The organism is Xenorhabdus sp. SGI246 (assembly GCF_040838225.1).
Taxonomy (GTDB): domain Bacteria; phylum Pseudomonadota; class Gammaproteobacteria; order Enterobacterales; family Enterobacteriaceae; genus Xenorhabdus; species Xenorhabdus indica.
Genome location: NZ_JBFPEZ010000074.1, coordinates 1 through 4,009, shown reverse-complemented (window position 1 = coordinate 4,009; position 4,009 = coordinate 1). Strand labels below are relative to the sequence as shown.

The following is a 4,009-nucleotide window of genomic DNA, read 5'->3' as shown; positions in this document are numbered from 1 at the left end:
CTGAACTGAGCGAAAAAAACTGTCCGTTTGATCTGATCACCCTGACCGACAGGCTGACACAGCGGGGGCAAATAGACAGCGCCGGCGGTTTTGCCTATGTCGCGGAAGTGTGTAAAAACACGCCCAGTGCGGCCAATATTGAAGAATATGCCCGCATTGTGGCGGAAAAAAGCCGGTTACGTCAGTTACTGGCACTGGGTAAATCCCTCAGTGCGGCAGTCTTCCAGCCTAATATCCAGTCAGAAACCCTGATTGAGCAGGCGGAAAGTCAGCTGTTTAATCTGGCGGAAAAAGGTGCAGTCCGGCAACATCAGGCCGTGACCCTGCTGCAAGGCGCAGATACCCTGATTTCCCATCTGGAGCGCATACAGGGCAGCAACGGCATCACTGGCACCCCCACAGGATTTCAGGCGCTGGATGAAATGACCTGTGGCTTACAGGCGGGCGACCTCATTCTGCTGGCCGCCCGTCCTTCTATGGGGAAAACGGCACTGGGGCTGGCCTGTTGTCTCGGTGCGCTGCGGCACCGTGATAATGCGGTGGTGCAAATTTTTAGTCTGGAAATGCCGACCTCACAACTGATGATGCGTCTGTCTGCCATGGAAGGCGGCGTAGCGTTAACCGCGCTGCGCAGTGGCCTGCTGGACGATGAACAGTGGGGACGCATCAGCCAGAGTCTGGATCAGTTTGCCCAATGGGATCAACGATTGATTATTGATGATTGCAGTCACCAGACCCCCGCGCTATTGCGCGCCCGTGCCCGCCGTTATACCCGCCAATACGGCAAACCCGCTTTGATTATGGTGGATTACCTCCAGTTGATGTGCGCCCCCGGGCAGGAAAATCGCACTCAGGAAATTGCCGATATCTCCCGCAGCCTGAAAGCGTTGGGCAAAGAACTGAGTTGTCCAATACTGGCGTTGTCCCAGCTGAACCGGCAGGTGGAAGGCCGCGCCGATAAACGTCCGAACAACGGCGACCTGCGGGATTCCGGTTCGCTGGAGCAGGATGCCGATCTCATTCTTCATCTTTACCGTGATGAAGTCTACCACCCGGAAACACCAGACGCTGGGATTGCAGAGATCATTATTGGTAAGCAGCGTCAGGGACCGACAGGCACGGTGCGTGTGTGGTTTGACGGCCGGTATACGCGTTTTTCTGACATCGACAGCGGCGGGAGGTAAAGGATGGGACGCAATACACTGAATTTAGGCCATGCTTTGTTACAGCAGGGACGACAGGCCGTGGCTACTCTCAATGACAGCCCGCCGATGGCGGAAATGCCAATGGTGTTGACGCTCGATCAGCTTCGCCCGAACCCGGATAACCCCCGCACCAGTCGTAACCCGCGCTATGACGATATCAAGGCGTCAATCAAAGTTCGTGGGCTGGATACGGTGCCGAAAGTCACGCGTGATCCGGACGGTGATGAGGTCTACATCTTCAGTGATGGCGGGAATACACGTTATCAAATTCTGTCCGAGTTGTGGCAGGAGACCGGCGATGAGCGTTTTTACCGTATTCACTGCTTGTTTAAACCGTGGCCGGGGCGTTTACAGTGTGTTATCGGGCACTTGGCCGAAAACGAGCTGCGGGGTGAACTCAGCTTCATTGAAAAAGCGCAGGGTATCCGCAAGGCAAGGGCAATTTATGAAGCGCAGCAACAGAAAAAAATCTCCCTGCGGGAATTGTCAGCGCTGTTGCGTCAGGCGGGTTTCCCTGTCAGCGACGGTCACATCAGCCGGATGGAGCATACTGTGAAATACCTGTACCCGTGGATGCCTAATCTGCTGGAATCCGGGCTGGGTTCGTCACAGATAAGACCTTTACTGGCCTTGCGGCTGGATGCCGAGGCGGTCTGGCAACAGCATGTGACCAGTATAAACCCGGAACCGACCGTCACCTTTGATGAAGTCTTTGGTAACTGCTGCCGCAAGTTTGATTCCCCTGAGTCCTGGTCGCCGGAGATGTTCCGGGATGAGCTGATTGGTGATTTATTGCAGGCACTGCCACACCCGCTGCTCAATTATGACCGCTGGGTACTGGAATTAGATCCGAAGGAAAGTAACCGCCGGCAGCTCTTTGGCGAGCAGGCTACGGCGTTTGAGAGTGTGTCGGTGCCGGAAGAATCTGAGACGGATAACACGGCGCAGGTTCGAGTGCCAGACACGGAATCGAATCAACGAATAATTTCTCAACCTGCCACTGATGAGGTGCAGGCACCTGAACCAGAACACGCTCCGGTCGATAAAACACAAGTGTCCCCCACGTCTTCCCGAAAAAATCCGGTCATTCCGCCTTATCAGCTGGATGGCACCGATAATCCGCCTGAATCAACGTTGCCTGTTCCTGAAACCGAATGCCTGCATTTTGCCCGGACGGGTTTGGAGCCGGTCAGTTCGGTCTGGGAAATTTCCCCGATGCAGGATGATATTGAACACCTGCAAAACATGGCATTCCGGCTGGCGTTTGAACTGGCGGAAGTGATGGGCTGTGACAGCGATTTGTTGTCGGAATCGGAGGCGGGTTCGGCGGGGTTTAGTCTGGTGAATCCGCAAAATGCCCATCCTTTTTCGCGTTTATTGCACGCCCTGACCGGAGAAACCCCGGCTGACAGCAGTGAACTGACACTGACTGCTGTTCTGCTTGGCACCGCCAGACGGGAAGAATCGCCTCTGCTGGATGATACCCAGTCCGTGAAGTTTCTGCGGCTTATCCGGGTTATCCGTCGTTTGCGTGAGCTTCAGCGTGAGATTGTACCGGAGACGTTGACGATATAGCGATGTCGGTGCGGGGTGCCTGCTTTTCAGTGTGTTGTTCATTCATTGCGTTTTGACTGGCCTGATAGTGGAGGAAGTGTATGAATCATTTATCGCAAGCCACCAACAGCCTGCTGATGCAGCTGGTGATGGATTTGAAGAACGGCTATATCCGCCGTTGTGAGGCATTGGGTCTGGCACCCGCAGAGATGCTGATGTTGCAGCGCCTGACGATTGAAGATTTGCATTACTTAGGCAACAGCCCGGTGTCGGTGCTGAGCGTTCATATTCATCACGCCAATCTGGTGCGCATCTTACATCAGGCGCGTATCGAGCAGCAGCGGATGAAACGGATTGACCGGGCACTGGAATTAGGCGGCTCTATTGAACTGATGCACTATTTTTTTGGCCTGTCCAGTCTGGAAATCGCCGCCCGACGACGCATTGCCGGCATGGCAGTCCGGCCGGGGCGTGGCTCGCCACTGACGGAAGATGAAAATCGTGACCTGTGGCAGCGCTGGCAGGCGGCAACGATTGCCGATGCGGACAGTGCCGAAGGGCTGGATATCATGATGGAGATGGCTGAACATCATGCGGTCTCGCTGACGTCCGTCTGGCGTGCGGTGAAGGACTGGCAGCAGAGTGGTAAAGCGATGCCGGTAAAAAAACAGGCATAAAACAGGGAATGAAGGAAACGATGTCAGGAAAATTAACGGAAATGATGCCCGGCCTGCATGCGCCCCTGACGGCACCGCTGTCATTTCGCCGCAAGGCGCAACATCAGGTGAGGTGCTACCAGCGGGGCGAACGCAATTACGTCAGGCTGAAAGAAAAAGGCACCGGGTATCTGAAAATCAATGTGGGGCTGTTCTGGCGGCTGTTAAGCCGTGATAACGGACAATCGTGGGAGCTGATGCACCATGAACGCTACAACAATGAAATTCGTAAATCGTAAATATTGAAGTCGTGTCATTCTGCACCTTGTCTTTGTTACAGGGTGCAGCCCTGACATTATTTTTACAGGTTAACGCCGGAGAAGAGGGATCATGATAAACCTGTCCGCAGACAGCATAATTGCACATACCATTGCTAAGATGAAAATCCGTCTGGAACAACGCGCGGGCGATGACGTTTCACAACTGCGCAGTGGTCTGCTGTTTATGGGCAACATTCATGATGCCTATCCCCGCCGTCTGTTGCTGGATGATCGTTTGTCGCCGCTGGATAAAACGGGCTGGATGATGATCCGC

The 4,009-nt window shown here is 54.4% G+C and carries 4 protein-coding genes and 1 pseudogene; all 5 read left to right on the top strand.

Annotated features, from left to right (window positions below; translation table 11 throughout):
• Nucleotides 1–1,184: SPI-7-type island replicative DNA helicase (gene dnaB-PI, locus ABLA85_RS15945; protein ID WP_367965364.1), on the top strand; the 1,184-nt coding region annotated here is incomplete at its 5' end.
• Between the two features lie 3 nt (nucleotides 1,185–1,187).
• Nucleotides 1,188–2,780 (top strand): ParB family protein, encoded by a 1,593-nt coding sequence (locus ABLA85_RS15940; protein ID WP_367965363.1) that lies wholly within the window; start codon nucleotides 1,188–1,190, stop codon nucleotides 2,778–2,780.
• 80 nt (nucleotides 2,781–2,860) lie between these two features.
• Complete coding sequence (locus ABLA85_RS15935; protein WP_367965362.1) at nucleotides 2,861–3,436, top strand: DUF2857 domain-containing protein; 576 nt, start codon at nucleotides 2,861–2,863, stop codon at nucleotides 3,434–3,436.
• A gap of 20 nt (nucleotides 3,437–3,456) precedes the next feature.
• Entirely contained in the window at nucleotides 3,457–3,714 is a 258-nt protein-coding gene (locus ABLA85_RS15930) for a hypothetical protein (RefSeq protein WP_367965365.1), read from the top strand.
• Between the two features lie 91 nt (nucleotides 3,715–3,805).
• A pseudogene (locus ABLA85_RS15925) lies at nucleotides 3,806–4,009 on the top strand (helix-turn-helix domain-containing protein); the annotation flags it as partial.